The 14,018-nt window shown below is 64.9% G+C and carries 20 protein-coding genes and 1 pseudogene; 1 reads left to right on the top strand and 20 read right to left on the bottom strand.

Annotation, left to right across the window (positions count from 1 at the left end; translation table 11 throughout):
• Window positions 1–36: 36 nt before the first annotated feature.
• Window positions 37–528 carry a single-stranded DNA-binding protein gene (gene ssb / locus TBU01S_RS17325; protein ID WP_068638416.1) on the bottom strand — a complete coding sequence of 164 codons (492 nt, stop codon included), beginning with the start codon at window positions 526–528 and terminating at the stop codon, window positions 37–39.
• 47 nt (window positions 529–575) lie between these two features.
• Window positions 576–1,778, bottom strand: coding sequence for an MFS transporter (locus TBU01S_RS17320; protein WP_245650962.1), 1,203 nt, complete (start codon window positions 1,776–1,778; stop codon window positions 576–578).
• A gap of 128 nt (window positions 1,779–1,906) precedes the next feature.
• On the opposite strand from TBU01S_RS17320, the pseudogene uvrA reads away from it, so the two are divergent.
• Window positions 1,907–4,743: pseudogene (gene uvrA / locus TBU01S_RS17315) on the top strand (excinuclease ABC subunit UvrA).
• 39 nt (window positions 4,744–4,782) lie between these two features.
• Here the strand turns inward: uvrA and galE are convergent.
• From galE to rplX, 18 genes are all read right to left on the bottom strand, one after another.
• Window positions 4,783–5,802: a UDP-glucose 4-epimerase GalE gene (gene galE / locus TBU01S_RS17310; protein ID WP_068638414.1), complete on the bottom strand. Its 1,020-nt coding sequence runs from the start codon at window positions 5,800–5,802 to the stop codon at window positions 4,783–4,785.
• A gap of 79 nt (window positions 5,803–5,881) precedes the next feature.
• A complete protein-coding gene (rplQ, locus tag TBU01S_RS17305) occupies window positions 5,882–6,274 on the bottom strand; it encodes a 50S ribosomal protein L17 (RefSeq protein WP_068638413.1) in 393 nt (130 codons plus the stop codon).
• Between the two features lie 25 nt (window positions 6,275–6,299).
• Window positions 6,300–7,280: a DNA-directed RNA polymerase subunit alpha gene (locus TBU01S_RS17300; RefSeq protein ID WP_068638463.1), complete on the bottom strand. Its 981-nt coding sequence runs from the start codon at window positions 7,278–7,280 to the stop codon at window positions 6,300–6,302.
• A 39-nt stretch (window positions 7,281–7,319) separates the two neighbouring features.
• Window positions 7,320–7,949 carry a 30S ribosomal protein S4 gene (gene rpsD, locus TBU01S_RS17295; protein ID WP_068638412.1) on the bottom strand — a complete coding sequence of 210 codons (630 nt, stop codon included), beginning with the start codon at window positions 7,947–7,949 and terminating at the stop codon, window positions 7,320–7,322.
• Between the two features lie 14 nt (window positions 7,950–7,963).
• Entirely contained in the window at window positions 7,964–8,353 is a 390-nt protein-coding gene (gene rpsK, locus TBU01S_RS17290) for a 30S ribosomal protein S11 (RefSeq protein WP_068638411.1), read from the bottom strand.
• A gap of 12 nt (window positions 8,354–8,365) precedes the next feature.
• Window positions 8,366–8,728: a 30S ribosomal protein S13 gene (rpsM, locus tag TBU01S_RS17285; protein ID WP_068638410.1), complete on the bottom strand. Its 363-nt coding sequence runs from the start codon at window positions 8,726–8,728 to the stop codon at window positions 8,366–8,368.
• 53 nt (window positions 8,729–8,781) lie between these two features.
• Window positions 8,782–8,895: a 50S ribosomal protein L36 gene (gene rpmJ, locus TBU01S_RS23220; RefSeq protein WP_004258276.1), complete on the bottom strand. Its 114-nt coding sequence runs from the start codon at window positions 8,893–8,895 to the stop codon at window positions 8,782–8,784.
• Window positions 8,896–8,919: 24 nt separating this feature from the next.
• Window positions 8,920–9,138 (bottom strand): translation initiation factor IF-1, encoded by a 219-nt coding sequence (infA, locus tag TBU01S_RS17280; protein WP_004298457.1) that lies wholly within the window; start codon window positions 9,136–9,138, stop codon window positions 8,920–8,922.
• A 1-nt stretch (window position 9,139) separates the two neighbouring features.
• The gene (gene secY / locus TBU01S_RS17275) at window positions 9,140–10,465 is read right to left on the bottom strand and encodes a preprotein translocase subunit SecY (RefSeq protein ID WP_068638409.1); all 1,326 of its coding nucleotides are present in this window, start codon (window positions 10,463–10,465) and stop codon (window positions 9,140–9,142) included.
• Between the two features lie 14 nt (window positions 10,466–10,479).
• The gene (gene rplO / locus TBU01S_RS17270) at window positions 10,480–10,917 is read right to left on the bottom strand and encodes a 50S ribosomal protein L15 (RefSeq protein WP_068638408.1); all 438 of its coding nucleotides are present in this window, start codon (window positions 10,915–10,917) and stop codon (window positions 10,480–10,482) included.
• Window position 10,918: 1 nt separating this feature from the next.
• Complete coding sequence (gene rpmD, locus TBU01S_RS17265; RefSeq protein WP_004332362.1) at window positions 10,919–11,101, bottom strand: 50S ribosomal protein L30; 183 nt, start codon at window positions 11,099–11,101, stop codon at window positions 10,919–10,921.
• 3 nt (window positions 11,102–11,104) lie between these two features.
• Window positions 11,105–11,629 carry a 30S ribosomal protein S5 gene (rpsE, locus tag TBU01S_RS17260; RefSeq protein ID WP_068638407.1) on the bottom strand — a complete coding sequence of 175 codons (525 nt, stop codon included), beginning with the start codon at window positions 11,627–11,629 and terminating at the stop codon, window positions 11,105–11,107.
• Between the two features lie 12 nt (window positions 11,630–11,641).
• Window positions 11,642–11,995: a 50S ribosomal protein L18 gene (gene rplR, locus TBU01S_RS17255; RefSeq protein ID WP_004258249.1), complete on the bottom strand. Its 354-nt coding sequence runs from the start codon at window positions 11,993–11,995 to the stop codon at window positions 11,642–11,644.
• Between the two features lie 11 nt (window positions 11,996–12,006).
• Window positions 12,007–12,540, bottom strand: a complete 534-nt coding sequence (rplF, locus tag TBU01S_RS17250) for a 50S ribosomal protein L6 (protein ID WP_068638406.1) — start codon at window positions 12,538–12,540, stop codon at window positions 12,007–12,009.
• Window positions 12,541–12,551: 11 nt separating this feature from the next.
• Window positions 12,552–12,947 carry a 30S ribosomal protein S8 gene (gene rpsH, locus TBU01S_RS17245; RefSeq protein ID WP_068638405.1) on the bottom strand — a complete coding sequence of 132 codons (396 nt, stop codon included), beginning with the start codon at window positions 12,945–12,947 and terminating at the stop codon, window positions 12,552–12,554.
• A 13-nt stretch (window positions 12,948–12,960) separates the two neighbouring features.
• A complete protein-coding gene (rpsN, locus tag TBU01S_RS17240) occupies window positions 12,961–13,266 on the bottom strand; it encodes a 30S ribosomal protein S14 (RefSeq protein WP_068638404.1) in 306 nt (101 codons plus the stop codon).
• Between the two features lie 7 nt (window positions 13,267–13,273).
• Window positions 13,274–13,813 carry a 50S ribosomal protein L5 gene (gene rplE, locus TBU01S_RS17235; RefSeq protein WP_068638403.1) on the bottom strand — a complete coding sequence of 180 codons (540 nt, stop codon included), beginning with the start codon at window positions 13,811–13,813 and terminating at the stop codon, window positions 13,274–13,276.
• Between the two features lie 9 nt (window positions 13,814–13,822).
• Window positions 13,823–14,018: 50S ribosomal protein L24 (rplX, locus tag TBU01S_RS17230; RefSeq protein ID WP_083953693.1), on the bottom strand; the 196-nt coding region annotated here is incomplete at its 5' end.

Genomic DNA, 14,018 nt, shown 5'->3' with positions numbered 1-14,018 from the left:
CGCAAGTCACGCCGCAAGAAGCGCCTGCCCCCGCCTTCAGAACGGGATGTCGTCGTCGAAGTCGCCGAAGCCGGACGAGGACGCCGCCGGAGCCTGTGACTGCGGGCGCGGCGCGGCCGCCGGTGCCGGACGCGATGCCGGCGCCGGCGCGTCGTAGCCGCTGTCCGGCGCACGCATCGGCGCGTCGCCGCCTTCGCGCCGGCCGAGCATCTTCATCTCGTCGCCGCGGATTTCGGTGGTGTAGCGATCCTGGCCGTTCTGGTCCTGCCACTTGCGCGTCTGCAGGCGGCCTTCGACGTAGATCTGGCTGCCCTTGCGCAGGTACTGGGCGGCGACTTCGGCAACGCGGCCGAAGAACACCACGCGGTGCCACTCGGTGGCCTCGCGGCGTTCGCCGCTGGTCCGGTCCTTCCAGACTTCGGTGGTCGCCAGCGTCAGGTTGCAGATCGCGTCGCCGCTGGGCGCGTAGCGCGTCTCGGGATCGCGGCCGAGATTGCCGATGAGAATCACTTTGTTCAGGGATGCCATCCCGTTCTCCTTTCAAATGAATGCCGTGCGGTGATTCATGCCCTGGTTCAGGTGCTTTCGGGCGCCGGCACCGCACGTACCGGAGGTGGGGTCATGCTCGATGCCAGCAGCAGCCAGAGAAGCGCCAGCGCGCCACAGACCAGACTGACCGCGCCGGCCCCGAAACGTTGCCCGAGCCAGCCGCCGAGCAGCCCCCCCAGGAACAGGCCGACCGACTGCAGGGTGTTGTAGACGCCCAGCGCCGTTCCCTTCGAATGTGCGGGCGCGATGCGCGAAATCCAGGACGGCTGCGTCGCCTCCAGCACGTTGAAGGAAACGAAGAACAGGGTCAGCAGCAAGGCCAGCGGCAGCAGGCCGTCGCCGAACAGCCACAGGCCGAACTGCACCAGGGCCAGCAAGCATATCGCGGCATTGAACACCGGCTTCATCAGGTTGCGCCGCTCGGCGACGATCACCGCGGGCACCATGACGACGAAGGACAGCAGCACCGCGGGCAGATAGACTTTCCAGTGTTCGGGCATCGGCAGCCCTGCGGCGACCAGCCCCACCGGCACCATGACCCACATCGTGGTCTGGATGAGGTGCAGCGCAAAGACGCCGAAATTCAAGCGCATCAACTGGCCGTCGCGCAGCACGTCGATGAAGCGGCCGCCGTTGGCGCGCGGCACCGGCGGCGCGGCCGGCACCACCCACAGCACGACGGCGATCGCCGCACAGGCCAGCGCCGCGGTCAGCCAGAAGATGCCGCTCATGCCGATCGCCGCATACAGCAGCGGTGCCGCCACCATCGACAAGGCGAACACCAGCCCGATGGACGAACCGATCATCGCCATGACCTTGGTCCGGTGCTGGTCGCGCGTCAGGTCGGCCGCCAGCGCGGTGACCGCCGCCGAGATGGCACCCGCACCCTGCAGCACGCGGCCGGCGATGATCATGTGGATGTCGGCCGCGAGCGCCGCGACCGCGCTGCCAGCGACGAACAGCAGCAGGCCGAAGACGATCACCGGCTTGCGGCCGAAGCGATCGGAGGCCGCGCCATAGGCGATCTGCAGGCAGGCCTGGGTCAGGCCGTAGGCGCCGATCGCCAGGCCGACCAGGGTCAGGTCGTCGCCCCCGGGGATGCCTTCGGCGTAGACCGCGAACACCGGCAGGATCAGGAACAAGCCCAGCATGCGCAATGCAAAGATCGCCGCCAGGCTCATGCCAGCCCGGCGTTCGGCGGAAGTCATCGGATCGTGCGGTGCGGACATGCGGGAAGATGGGCTTCGATAAAGCGATGAATTCTAGCATCGCACCGCCTCTTCCCGGCCGTTCCGGATTGGCTCGCGCCGGCGTTCTCTCTTATAGTTTCGGGTTCCCTACCGCAAGCCGTGCAGCCATGGACGAAATCCGCATCCGCGGTGCCAGGACCCATAACCTGAAGAACATCAACATCGATCTGCCGCGCAACCGGCTGACGGTGATCACCGGGCTGTCGGGATCGGGCAAGTCCTCGCTGGCTTTCGACACGCTGTACGCCGAAGGCCAGCGCCGCTACGTCGAATCGCTGTCGGCCTACGCCCGCCAGTTCCTGCAACTGATGGAAAAGCCCGACGTGGACCTGATCGAGGGGCTGTCGCCGGCGATCTCGATCGAGCAGAAAGCCACCAGCCACAACCCGCGCTCCACGGTCGGCACCGTCACCGAGATCCACGACTACCTGCGCCTGCTGTACGCCCGCGCCGGCACCCCTCACTGCCCCGACCATCCCGAGCACGCACTGGCGGCGCAGAGCGTGGCGCAGATGGTGGACCACGTACTGGCCCTGCCCGCCGAGACGCGGCTGATGATCCTGGCTCCCGTCGTCGCCGGCAGGAAGGGCGAGCAGGCCGACCTGTTCGCCGACCTGCGCGCCCAGGGTTTCGTGCGCGTGCGCGTGGACGGCGAAGTCATGGAGCTGGACGCGATGCCTCCGCTGGAAAAGGGCCGGCGGCACGACGTCGAAGTGGTGATCGACCGCCTGAAGATCCGCGACGACCTGCGCGGCCGGCTGGCGGAATCCTTCGAGACCGCGCTGACCCATGCCGACGGCCGCGCGATCGCGGTGGAGATGGATGGCGGCCGGGAACACCTGTTCTCCGCCCGCTTCGCCTGCCCGGTGTGCAGCTTCGCGCTGGCCGAACTCGAGCCCCGGCTGTTTTCCTTCAACAATCCGGCTGGCGCCTGCCCGAAATGCGACGGCCTGGGCCAGGTCGAGTTCTTCGATCCGGCGCGCGTCGTCGCCCACCCGGAGCTGTCGCTGGCCGCCGGCGCCATCCGCGGCTGGGACAGGCGCAACCAGTTCTATTTCCAGATGCTGACGAGCCTGGCCGAACACTACGGCTTCGACGCCGAGGCCGCCTACGAAACGCTGCCGGCGAAAATGCGCGACATCGTCCTGCACGGCTCGGGCAAGGAAAAGATCGCTTTCCGCTACATGGCGGACAACGGCCGCATGGTGCTGAAGGAGCACCCCTTCGAAGGCATCATCCCCAACCTCGAACGGCGTTTCAGGGAAACCGATTCGATCGCCGTGCGCGAGGAGCTGACCAAGTACCGCGCCACCCAGCCCTGCCCGAGCTGCAAGGGCAGCCGGCTGCGCAGCGAAGCGCGCCACGTGCTGATCGGCGGACGGGCACTGCACGAGATCGGCCACCTGCCGCTGGGCGAGTGCCGCGACTTCTTCGCCGGCCTCAAGCTCGAAGGCGCGCGCGGACAGGTCGCCGACAAGATCGTCAAGGAAATCGCCGACCGCCTGAGCTTCCTGATCAACGTCGGCCTCGACTACCTGTCGCTGGACCGCTCGGCCGACACCCTGTCCGGCGGCGAGGCCCAGCGCATCCGCCTGGCGAGCCAGATCGGCTCTGGCCTGACCGGTGTGCTCTACGTGCTCGACGAACCTTCGATCGGCCTGCACCAGCGCGACAACGACCGCCTGCTGGCCACGCTCGGCCAGTTGCGCGACCTCGGCAACACGGTGATCGTCGTCGAGCACGACGAAGACGCGATCCGCCATGCGGACTACCTGGTGGACATGGGCCCCGGTGCCGGCGAGCACGGCGGCCGCATCGTCGCCCACGGCACGCCGGCCGAAGTCATCGCCGACCCGGCCTCGGTGACCGGCGACTACCTGTCGGGCCGGCGCGCGATCGCCGTCCCCGGCCGCCGCACACCCCCCGACGAAACACGCATGCTGCGCATCGCCGGCGCCCGCGGCAACAACCTGAAGAATGTGGACGTCGCCCTGCCGCTCGGCCTGCTGACCTGCGTCACCGGCCTGTCCGGTTCGGGCAAATCCACCCTGATCAACGACACGCTCGCTGCCGCGGCCAGCCGCCACCTCTACAAGTCGGCCACCGAACCCGCGCCCCATGACGCGATCGAGGGCCTGGACGCCTTCGACAAGGTCATCAACGTCGACCAGTCGCCGATCGGGCGCACGCCGCGCTCGAACCCCGCGACCTACACCGGCATGCTGACGCCGATCCGCGAACTCTTCGCCGGCGTCCCCGAAGCGCGCGCACGCGGCTACGGCCCGGGCCGCTTCTCCTTCAACGTCCGCGGCGGGCGTTGCGAGGCCTGCCAGGGCGACGGCCTGGTCAAGGTCGAGATGCACTTCCTGCCCGACATGTACGTGCCTTGCGACATCTGCCACGGCAAAAGCGCTACAAACCGCGAGACGCTCGAAAATCCGCTACAAAGGGCCGCAGCATCCAGGAAGTGCTGGAAATGACGGTCGAACAGGCGCTGGCCTTCTTCGCGCCGGTGCCGGCCGTCGCGCGCAAGCTCGAGACGCTGATGGACGTCGGCCTGGGCTACATCCGCCTGGGCCAGAGCGCGACGACGCTGTCCGGCGGCGAGGCCCAGCGGGTGAAACTGGCCCTGGAACTGTCGAAGCGGGACACCGGCCGCACCCTGTACATCCTCGACGAGCCGACGACCGGCCTCCATTTCCAGGACATCGAGCTGCTGCTGAAAGTGCTGCACCGCCTGCGCGACCAGGGCAACACGATCGTGATCATCGAGCACAACCTCGACGTCATCAAGACTGCCGACTGGATCGTGGACATGGGCCCCGAAGGCGGCGCCGGTGGCGGCACGGTGGTGGCCTGCGGCAGCCCGGAAACCGTGGCGGCGAACCCCGCCAGCCACACCGGACGCTACCTGCAGAAGGCGCTTGCCGCAGCGGCACGCTGAAACGATCCGTAGGAAGCGGCTTCAGCGGGGGCGTCCGCCTCAGCTCCGATAACCCTGCGGGTTGCTGCTCTGCCAGCGCCAGGCATCTTCACACATCGCCGCGAGATCACGCTCGGCCCGCCAACCCAGCACCTCCGCCGCGCGGTTTGGATCAGCCCAGCAGGCGGCGACGTCGCCGGGGCGCCGATCGACGATGTCGAATGGCACTGCGCGCCCCGAGGCCTGCTCGAAAGCCCGCACCATCTCCAGCACGCTGTAGCCGCGCCCGGTGCCGAGGTTCAGCGTCGTCACCCCGGGCAGCGCCTCGATGCGCTCCAGCGCCTTCAGGTGGCCGAGCGCCAGATCGACGACGTGGATGTAGTCGCGCACGCCGGTTCCGTCCGGTGTCGGATAATCGTTGCCGAAGACCCTGAGGCGCTGGAGGCGGCCGACCGCCACCTGGCTGACGTAGGGCATCAGATTGTTGGGCAGCCCATCCGGATCCTCGCCGATGCGTCCGCTCGCATGCGCCCCCACCGGGTTGAAATAGCGCAGCAGCACGATGTTCCAGCGCGGATCGGACACGGCGAGATCGCGCAGGATCTGCTCGCCCATCAGCTTGGTCCAGCCGTAGGGGTTGGTCGCCATCGTCGGAAAGCTCTCGTCGATCGGCACGCTGGCCGGATCGCCGTAGACGGTCGCCGACGAACTGAACACGATCCGCCGGCACGCCGCGGCGTCCATCGCCTGCAGCAGGCGCATCAGGCCGAGCAGGTTGTTGTCGTAGTAGGCCAGCGGCTGCTCGACGGATTCGCCGACCGCCTTCTTGGCGGCGAAATGGATGACGGCTTCGACCGGATGGGTACCGAACACCGTCTCGAGCAGCGCGGCGTCCCGCACGTCGCCCTGGATGAAGGCGCGAAGCGGGCGCCCCGCCAGCGCCTCGATCCGGCGCACCGCTTCGGGAGAAGCATTCGACAGATCATCCAGGACGACGACATCGCCCCCCGCGGACAACAGTTCGACGCAGGTGTGAGAGCCGATGTAGCCGGCCCCACCTGTCACCAGGGTCACGCTCATGAATCGCTTCCTCCAGGTAGCGGAGCTGGACGAAAAAAAACCGGGCAGAGCCCGGCTTTTTTCACCGAAGCCAGCCCGATCAGGCTGCCTCGTCGACTTCCACGGCTTCGCCCTCTGGGCGGTCGAGCAGCTCGACGAAAGCCATCGGCGCATTGTCGCCGTCACGGAAGCCGCACTTCAGGATGCGCAGGTAGCCACCGTTGCGGGTAGCGTAGCGCGGACCCAGCTCGTCGAACAGCTTGACGACCATCTCGCGGTCGCGCAGGCGGTTGAAAGCCAGACGGCGGTTGGACAGATTGGGCTTCTTGCCCAGCGTGATCATCGGCTCGACGACGCGGCGCAGTTCCTTCGCCTTCGGCAGGGTCGTCTTGATCACTTCGTGGCGCAGCAGCGAGTTGGCCATGTTGCGGAACATCGCCTGGCGGTGGCTGCTGGTACGATTCAACTTGCGAAGACCATTGCGGTGACGCATTTCAATTCCTCACTTGCCCGGCGTCTCAACCGAGCTTTTCAAGCCCGGCCGGCGGCCAGTTTTCCAGTTTCATGCCAAGGGTCAGGCCGCGGGAGGCCAATACTTCCTTGATTTCGTTCAGCGACTTGCGGCCCAGGTTCGGGGTCTTCAGCAGCTCGGTTTCGGTCCGCTGGATCAGGTCGCCGATGTAGTAGATGTTCTCGGCCTTCAGGCAGTTGGCCGAGCGCACGGTCAACTCGAGATCATCGACCGGGCGCAGCAGCACCGGATCGATCGTCATCTGCTTCTCGATCGGCGCCGACACCGGCGTCCCTTCGAGTTCGGCGAACACCGACAGCTGGTCCATCAGCACGCGGGCGGCGTAGCGGATGGCCTGCTCGGGGTCGACCGCGCCGTTGGTCTCGATATCGACCACCAGGCGGTCCAGGTCGGTGCGCTGCTCGACGCGGGCGCTCTCGACCAGGTAGCTGACGCGGCGCACCGGCCCGAACGAAGCGTCCAGCACGATACGGCCGATCGTCTTGCTCTCAGCGTTGACCGGACGAACGTTGCCCGGCACGTAGCCACGGCCTTCCTCGACCTTGATCTGCATGTCGAGCTTGCCGCCCGGCGCGATATGGGCGATGACGTGATCGGGGTTGATGATCTCGACGTCGTGACCGACTTCGATGTCACCTGCCCGCACCACGCCTTCACCCGACTTCGCCAGGCGGAGCGTGACCTCGCTGCGGTTGTGCAGCTTGAACACGACGCCTTTCAGGTTCAGCAGAAGGTCGACCATGTCCTCGCGCACGCCGTCGAGCGTGGAGTACTCATGGAGCACGCCTTCGATCGACACTTCGGTCGCTGCATGACCGGGCAGCGACGACAGGAGGATGCGCCGCAGCGCATTCCCCAGCGTATGGCCGAAGCCACGCTCGAACGGCTCCATCGTCACGCGCGCCTGGACCGGCGAGCTGCTCTGGACGTCGATGATGCGTGGTTTCAGCAGTGCATTGCTTTGCATCAGCATTCCCTCGGAACTAGAAGAGGATCAGCCTCCCGATCAGCGGGAGTACAGTTCCACCACCAGGCCTTCGTTGATCGTGGGGGGCAGTTCGGCGCGCGCCGGGTAGGCCTTGAAGACACCCTTGCCGGCCTTGACATCCACTTCCAGCCACTCGGGGAAGCCACGCGACGAGGCGGCTTCCAGCGCGGCCTTGACGCGGAGGTGGGCGCGAGCACGTTCGCTCAGCTCGACCACGTCGCCCGGACGCACGACATACGACGGAATATTGACGCGCTTGCCATTGACCAGCACGCCATTGTGGCGGACGACCTGGCGAGCTTCGGCACGCGAACCGCCGAAGCCCATGCGATAGGCGACGGAGTCCAGACGGCCTTCGAGCAGTTGCAGCAGGTTCTCGCCGGTCTGGCCGCGGCGGCGGTCCGCCTCGGCATAGACCTTGCGGAACTGGCGTTCGAGCACACCGTACAGGCGGCGGATCTTCTGCTTTTCGCGCAGTTGCACGCCATAACCCGACAGACGCTGGCCCGAGCGCTGGCCGTGCTGGCCAGGCGCATAGGCGCGGCGCTCGATGGCGCACTTGTCGGTGAAACACTTTTCAGCCTTCAGGAACAGCTTTTCGCCTTCGCGACGGCACTGACGGCACTTGGGATCGAGATTACGAGCCACTTATCAACTCCTTGTCAGATACGGCGCTTTTTCGGCGGACGGCAGCCGTTGTGCGGGATGGGGGTGATGTCCGTGATGCTGGAAATCTTGATCCCCAGCGCGTTCAGCGCGCGCACGGAAGACTCGCGGCCAGGACCGGGGCCCTTGATGCGCACTTCCAGGTTCTTGATGCCGCACTCCTGCGCCACCTTGCCGGCAGCCTCGGCAGCCACCTGGGCAGCGAACGGCGTGCTCTTGCGCGAGCCCTTGAAGCCGGCGCCGCCGGAGGTCGCCCACGACAGCGCATTGCCCTGACGGTCGGTGATGGTGATGATCGTATTGTTGAAGCTCGCGTGAATGTGGGCGATGCCTTCGGCCACATTCTTCTTGATCTTCTTACGAACCTTCGTTCCAGTCTTAGCCATTATCGGTTCCTATTACTTCTTGCCGGCGATCGCCTTGCGGGGACCTTTGCGGGTACGCGCATTCGTACGGGTACGCTGACCCCGCAGCGGCAGGCCGCGACGATGGCGGACGCCGCGGTAGCAGCCCAGGTCCATCAGTCGCTTGATGTTCATCGTCACTTCGCGGCGCAGATCGCCTTCGACGACGAACTTGCCCACTTCGTCGCGCAGCTTTTCCATGTCCGACTCGGTCAGATCCTTGATCTTGATCGAGCGCACGATGCCCGCGGCGTCGCAGATTTTCTGAGCACGCGTACGGCCGATCCCAAAGATTGCGGTCAACGCGATCTCGGCGTGCTTGTGATTGGGAATGTTTACCCCAGCAATACGGGCCATCCGTCTACCCCAAAACGCTAAACATTAAATTTTAATAGCTAGAGTTGACTTAATCAACCCTGGCGCTGCTTATGCCGCGGATCGGTGCAGATGACGCGCACGACACCCTTGCGGCGAATGATCTTGCAATTGCGGCAAAGCCGCTTGACTGACGCCTGGACTCGCATGTTCTTGCTCCTGTTTCTCTATTCTCACTTGGTCCGGAAGACGATCCGGCCCTTTGTCAGGTCGTAAGGGGTGAGCTGCACCGTCACCTTGTCACCAGGAAGGATGCGGATGTAGTGCATCCGCATTTTTCCGGAGATGTGGCCGAGAACCATGTGGCCGTTCTCGAGCCTCACACGAAACGTTGCGTTGGGCAGGTTTTCCGTGACCTCGCCCTGCATCTCGATGACATCTTCCTTCGTCATGTTACCTGGTCGGGAAACCCGCCCCTTTGAAGTTCGCCTTCTTCAGCAGACTCTCGTACTGGTGCGACATCACCGCCGCCTGAACCTGCGCCATGAAATCCATCGTGACAACCACGATGATCAGCAGCGAAGTGCCGCCGAAGTAGAACGGAACGTTCCATTTCAGGATCAGGAACTCGGGCAGCAGGCAGACCAGGGTGATATACACCGCGCCAGCCAGCGTCAGCCGCATGAGAATCTTGTCGATGTAACGCGCGGTCTGATCGCCCGGCCGGATACCCGGGACGAATGCACCGCTTTTCTTCAGGTTGTCTGCCGTCTCCCGCGCATTGAACACCAGCGCGGTATAGAAGAAGCAGAAGAACACGATCGCCAGCGCATACAGCATCACGTAGATCGGCTGGCCGGGAGACAGCGTGGAAGCGATGTCACGCAGCCAGTACATCCCTTCCGACGAACCGAACCACTGCCCCAGCGTCGCCGGGAACAGGATGATGCTCGAGGCGAAGATCGGCGGAATTACCCCCGACATGTTCAGCTTCAGCGGCAGATGGGAACTTTGCCCGCCATAGATCTTGTTGCCGACCTGGCGCTTGGCGTAGTTCACCAGGATCTTGCGCTGGCCGCGCTCGACGAACACCACGAAACCCGTCACCAGCACCACCAGCACGCAGATGAACAGCGCCGTGAAGGGGTGCATCGAACCCGTGCGCACCAGCTCGAACAGTCCGCCGATGGCACTCGGGAGGCCCGCGACGATACCGGCGAAGATGATGATCGAGATGCCGTTGCCGATCCCGCGCTCGGTGATCTGCTCGCCCAGCCACATCAGGAACATCGTCCCGGTGACGAGCGTGGCGACGGTCACGAAGCGGAAGGTCAGACCCGGATCGAGCACCAGCCCCGGCTGGCCTTCGAGCGCGATCGCCATGCCCAGCGACTGGGCGAAGGCAAGCACCAGCGTACCGTAGCGCGTGTACTGCGTGATCTTCCTGCGCCCTGCTTCGCCTTCCTTCTTCAGCGCCTCGAGACTCGGCACCGCCACGGTCATCAACTGCATGATGATCGAGGCCGAAATGTAGGGCATGATGCCCAGCGCAAAGATGGTGAAGCGCGACAGCGCCCCGCCGGAGAACAGGTTGAAGACCCCGAGGATGCCGCCGGCCTGAGACTGGAACAGCTCGGCCAGTTGATCCGGATCGATGCCGGGGACGGGAATGTGAGCGCCCAAGCGATAGACGATCAGCGCGCCCAGCAGGAACAGCAGGCGACGCTTGAGGTCGCCGAACCGTCCCGGATTGCCCAGCGTGGCGGAAGGATTGGCCACAGCTCGTCCCTTTATTACTCAGCCGACACCGAACCGCCGGCAGCTTCAATCGCCGCCTTGGCACCCTTGGTCGCACCGACGCCACGCAGAACGACCTTGCGGTCGATCGCGCCGGACAGCACCACCTTGGCCGACAGCGCATCGCCCGGCACCACGCCCGCCTGCTTCAGCGTCAGCAGATCGATTTCCTCGACCGGCACGGCCGCCAGTTCGGACAGGCGCACTTCGACGTTGCGGGCGCGCGTCAGCGAGACGAAGCCGCGCTTCGGCAGACGACGCTGCAGGGGCATCTGACCGCCCTCGAAACCCGTCTTGTGGAAACCGCCTGCACGCGACTTCTGGCCCTTGTGGCCGCGGCCGCAGGTCTTGCCCAGGCCACTGCCGATGCCACGGCCGACGCGCTTGGCGGCCGACTTGGAGCCGGCACCCGGCTTGATGTTATTCAGGCGCATATCAACCCTCACGCTTGAGCAGGTAGGACACCTTGTTGATCATGCCGCGCACTTCGGGCGTATCCGCCAGCTCGACCGTGTGGTTGAGGCGGCGCAGGCCCAGACCGCGAACGGTGGCGCGGTGCGACTGCTTGGTGCCGATCACGCTCTTGACGAGCGTCACCTTGATTTTCTTGTCCGACATCGCTTACCCCAGGATCTCTTCGACGGTCTTGCCGCGCTTGGCCGCAATTTCCGCCGGGGTGTTGATCGCCATCAGGCCGTTGATGGTGGCACGCACGACGTTGTAAGGATTGGCCGAGCCAATGCACTTGCAGATCACGTCGGTGACGCCCATCACTTCGAACACGGCGCGCATCGGGCCACCGGCGATGATGCCGGTACCGGCCGGTGCGGGCTGCATCAGCACCGAAGCGGCGCCGTGCTTGCCGATCACCGTGTGCTGCAGGGTGCCGTTCTTCAGCGAGACCTTGCGCATCTTGCGACGCGCTTCGTCCATCGCCTTCTGCACCGCCACCGGCACTTCGCGCGACTTGCCCTTGCCCATGCCGATCGCGCCGTCGCCGTCGCCGACCACGGTCAGCGCGGCAAAGCCGAGGATCCGGCCGCCCTTGACGACCTTGGTCACGCGATTGATCGCGACCATCTTCTCCCGCAGGCCGTCATCGCGCTCGTCGGAGGCTTGCGCACGTTTGGTTTGCTGCTTAGCCATTCGATTCCTCGCTTAGAACTTGAGGCCGCCTTCGCGGGCAGCCTCGGCCAGCGCCTTGACGCGGCCGTGATACAGGAAACCCGAGCGGTCGAACGCGACCTGCTCGATGCCGGCAGCCTTCGCACGCTCGGCGATCAGCTTGCCGACGAGCTCCGCGGCAGCCTTGTTGCCGCCGTTCGGCACCTGGGCGCGGACATCGGCTTCGACCGTCGACGCTGCGGCGAGCACCTTGGAGCCGCAACCCGAGATGACCTGGGCGTAGATGTGGCAGTTGGACCGGAACACCGCGAGGCGAACCGCCTTGAGCTCCGCGAGTTTGGCGCGAGTTTTGCGCGCACGGCGAAGACGAGTTTCTTTCTTGTTCATGACGAACCGCCTTACTTCTTCTTGGTTTCCTTGAGAACCACCACTTCATCCGCGTAGCGGACGCCCTTGCCCTTGTAGGGTTCGGGAGCGCGGTAAGCTCTCACCTCGGCCGCAACCTGGCCAACCTTCTGCTTGTCGCTGCCCTTGATCAGGATCTCGGTCTGCGAAGGCGTTTCGACCTTCACGCCTTCCGGCATCTGGTGCACCACCGGATGCGAGAAACCGAGCGACAGGTTGAGCTTGTCGCCTTGAGCCTGGGCACGGTAGCCCACGCCGACCAGGGTCAGCTTGCGCTCGAAGCCCTTGGTCACGCCGGTCACCATGTTGTTCACCAGCGCACGGACGGTACCCGACATCGCGCGGGAGTTTTCCACGCCTTCGCGCGCCTTGCAGACGAGCTCATTGCCTTCGCGCTCGATGCTGACCTGGCCGGTCAGCGGCTGGCGCAGCGTGCCCAGGGGGCCCTTGACGGCGATTTCGGCATCGGAGATCACGACCTCCACACCACTCGGAATCGCCACCGGATTCTTAGCTACACGAGACATTGCTTCTCCCCTCAAGCGACCAGGCAGAGAACTTCGCCGCCGACGCGGTTGGCCCGCGCGCTGCGGTCGGTCATCACGCCGCGCGGCGTGGACACGATCGCGACGCCGAGACCGTTCATCACGCGCGGCAGCTCGTCGCTACCCTTGTAGATACGGAGACCGGGGCGGCTGACACGCTCGATGCGCTCGATCACCGGACGGCCCGCGTAGTACTTCAGCGCCACATCCAGGGTCGGCTTGCCGGCTTCGTCGTTGACGGCGAAGCCGTCGATATAACCTTCGTCCTGCAGCACTTTCGCGATCGCGACCTTCAGCTTCGACGACGGCATCGACACCGATGCCTTCTGAGCCTGCTGGCCGTTGCGGATGCGCGTCAGCATGTCGGCGATGGGATCGGACATACTCATCTTCGAATTCTCCTTACCAGCTCGCCTTGGTCATGCCAGGCACTTCGCCGCGGAAAGCGATCTCGCGCAGCTTGTTGCGGCACAGACCGAACTTGCGGAACACACCGCGCGGACGACCGGTCAGCGCGCAACGATTGCGCTGGCGCGTCGGGTTCGCATTGCGCGGCAGCTGCTGCAGCGCAAGACGGGCCGCCATGCGTTCTTCTTCGGACAGCTTGGTGTCCTGGACCTGCGCAACCAGCGCGGCACGCTTAGAGGCAAACTTGGCCACCAGCTTCGCACGCTTGGCTTCGCGGTTGATCAGAGCGAGTTTCGCCATATCACCCTCAATTCTTGAACGGGAACTTGAACGCACCCAGAAGCGCGCGCGCCTCTTCGTCCGTCTTCGCCGTCGTCGTGATGCTGATGTTCATCCCGCGCAGAGCATCGATCTTGTCGTACTCGATTTCCGGGAAAATGATCTGTTCCTTGACGCCGAGGTTGTAGTTGCCACGGCCATCGAAGCCCTTGGCACCGATACCACGGAAGTCGCGAACACGCGGCAGCGCGATCGTCACCAGGCGATCGAGGAATTCGAACATGCGCGGACCACGCAGCGTCACCATGCAGCCGATCGGATAGCCGTCGCGGATCTTGAAGCCGGCGATCGACTTGCGCGCCTTGGTGGCGACCGGCTTCTGACCGGCGATCTTGGTCATGTCGCCGATGGCGTGTTCCAGAATCTTCTTGTCGCCGACGGCTTCACCGACACCCATGTTCAGGGTGATCTTGGTGATGCGCGGCACTTCCATCACGGACTTGTAGCCGAACTGCTTCTGCAGCGCCGGCGCGACTTCGTCCCTATAAACCTGTTGCAAGCGAGCCATCGTCACTCCTTAGGCGTTCACCAGCTCGCCGTTCGACTTGAAGAAGCGGACCTTCCGGCCGTCTTCAAGCGTCTTGATCCCGATGCGATCACCCTTCTGGGTGGCGGGATTGAACAGCGCGACGTTCGAGACATGGATGGGCATTTCCTTTTCGACGATGCCACCCACTTCACCCTTCAGGGGATTCGGGCGCACATGCTTCTTG

It is taken from the genome of Thauera butanivorans NBRC 103042 (assembly GCF_001591165.1).
GTDB lineage: Bacteria > Pseudomonadota > Gammaproteobacteria > Burkholderiales > Rhodocyclaceae > Thauera > Thauera butanivorans.
The sequence above is the reverse complement of the archived record's forward strand: the minus strand, read 5'-3'. Positions and strand labels throughout refer to the sequence as shown.

Bases quoted from the DNA above. Each gene is read 5' to 3' on its own strand.
- ssb (WP_068638416.1), bottom strand. From the start codon at position 528: ATGGCATCCCTGAACAAAGTGATTCTCATCGGCAATCTCGGCCGCGAT.
- TBU01S_RS17320 (WP_245650962.1), bottom strand. From the start codon at position 1,778: ATGTCCGCACCGCACGATCCGATGACTTCCGCCGAACGCCGGGCTGGC.
- galE (WP_068638414.1), bottom strand. From the start codon at position 5,802: ATGAGCGTGACCCTGGTGACAGGTGGGGCCGGCTACATCGGCTCTCAC.
- rplQ (WP_068638413.1), bottom strand. From the start codon at position 6,274: ATGCGTCACCGCAATGGTCTTCGCAAGTTGAATCGTACCAGCAGCCAC.
- TBU01S_RS17300 (WP_068638463.1), bottom strand. From the start codon at position 7,280: ATGCAAAGCAATGCACTGCTGAAACCACGCATCATCGACGTCCAGAGC.
- rpsK (WP_068638411.1), bottom strand. From the start codon at position 8,353: ATGGCTAAGACTGGAACGAAGGTTCGTAAGAAGATCAAGAAGAATGTG.
- rpsM (WP_068638410.1), bottom strand. From the start codon at position 8,728: ATGGCCCGTATTGCTGGGGTAAACATTCCCAATCACAAGCACGCCGAG.
- rpmJ (WP_004258276.1), bottom strand. From the start codon at position 8,895: ATGCGAGTCCAGGCGTCAGTCAAGCGGCTTTGCCGCAATTGCAAGATC.
- infA (WP_004298457.1), bottom strand. From the start codon at position 9,138: ATGACGAAGGAAGATGTCATCGAGATGCAGGGCGAGGTCACGGAAAAC.
- rplO (WP_068638408.1), bottom strand. From the start codon at position 10,917: ATGCGCCTGAATAACATCAAGCCGGGTGCCGGCTCCAAGTCGGCCGCC.
- rpmD (WP_004332362.1), bottom strand. From the start codon at position 11,101: ATGTCGGACAAGAAAATCAAGGTGACGCTCGTCAAGAGCGTGATCGGC.
- rpsE (WP_068638407.1), bottom strand. From the start codon at position 11,629: ATGGCTAAGCAGCAAACCAAACGTGCGCAAGCCTCCGACGAGCGCGAT.
- rplR (WP_004258249.1), bottom strand. From the start codon at position 11,995: ATGAACAAGAAAGAAACTCGTCTTCGCCGTGCGCGCAAAACTCGCGCC.
- rplF (WP_068638406.1), bottom strand. From the start codon at position 12,540: ATGTCTCGTGTAGCTAAGAATCCGGTGGCGATTCCGAGTGGTGTGGAG.
- rpsH (WP_068638405.1), bottom strand. From the start codon at position 12,947: ATGAGTATGTCCGATCCCATCGCCGACATGCTGACGCGCATCCGCAAC.
- rpsN (WP_068638404.1), bottom strand. From the start codon at position 13,266: ATGGCGAAACTCGCTCTGATCAACCGCGAAGCCAAGCGTGCGAAGCTG.
- rplE (WP_068638403.1), bottom strand. From the start codon at position 13,813: ATGGCTCGCTTGCAACAGGTTTATAGGGACGAAGTCGCGCCGGCGCTG.